The organism is Vibrio sp. 2134-1 (genome assembly GCF_033339495.1).
In genome coordinates this window covers 1-594 of sequence record NZ_JAWOUS010000679.1, presented here as the reverse complement: position 1 = coordinate 594, position 594 = coordinate 1, and the positions used below count along the sequence as shown (strand labels likewise).

The 594-nt window shown below is 45.8% G+C and carries 2 protein-coding genes; one reads left to right on the top strand and one right to left on the bottom strand.

All coding sequences use genetic code 11. From position 1 onward, the window contains the following. Nucleotide 1 precedes the first annotated feature (1 nt). Nucleotides 2-187, top strand: coding sequence for a hypothetical protein (locus R7R78_RS27925; RefSeq protein WP_225474827.1), 186 nt, complete (start codon nt 2-4; stop codon nt 185-187). Here R7R78_RS27925 and R7R78_RS27920 read toward each other — a convergent pair. Then, a partial coding sequence (locus R7R78_RS27920) for a putative sulfate exporter family transporter (protein WP_225474826.1) occupies nt 180-594 on the bottom strand: 415 nt, incomplete at its 5' end. The two genes, R7R78_RS27925 and R7R78_RS27920, sit on opposite strands and share 8 nt — an antisense overlap.

Sequence of the window (594 nt, the reverse complement as noted above, 5' to 3'; positions counted from 1 at the left end):
GGTGAAATTGGTTTTATTGATAGCGGTGGTATTACAAATTGGCATCGCAATCAGCAGTGAAGGGCTCACTCGCTCGTTAGCGGAATTGACGGCGTTTTTAATCGCTATCGCGTTGGTGTTTGCGCTCAAGAGTGACAAACAAGAGTCAACCTCCGACCAACGCGATAAGTCGACAACGATTATCTAAGTGCTAGCCAGCTTAGTGACGTGGTGGAAATTAATACCCATAAAGTCACACCAAACAACAGCGGTTTAGGGCCCGAAGATTTCAGTTTCGAAATCGAAATACTACATCCTATCAAGAATAAGCACACCACCAGAGCTTGCTTCGCAATGGTAAAAATACCGTGATACACCACCTCAAATTGTGGAAAGAAATCACTAAAGGCGATGGCCGCGCAATACCAGAAAATGAAGTAAGGAATCACTAACTTTTTCGAACCGTTCTCTTTGTTCCCACGTGAGAAAATCACGGCGCTAATCAAAGCAACAGGAATGATCCACAAGGCTCGCGCCAGTTTGAGCGTGGTTGCAGTTGTCAGTGCCTCTTCACTGTAGGCAGAGGCAGCGCCAACAACAGACGATGTATCATGA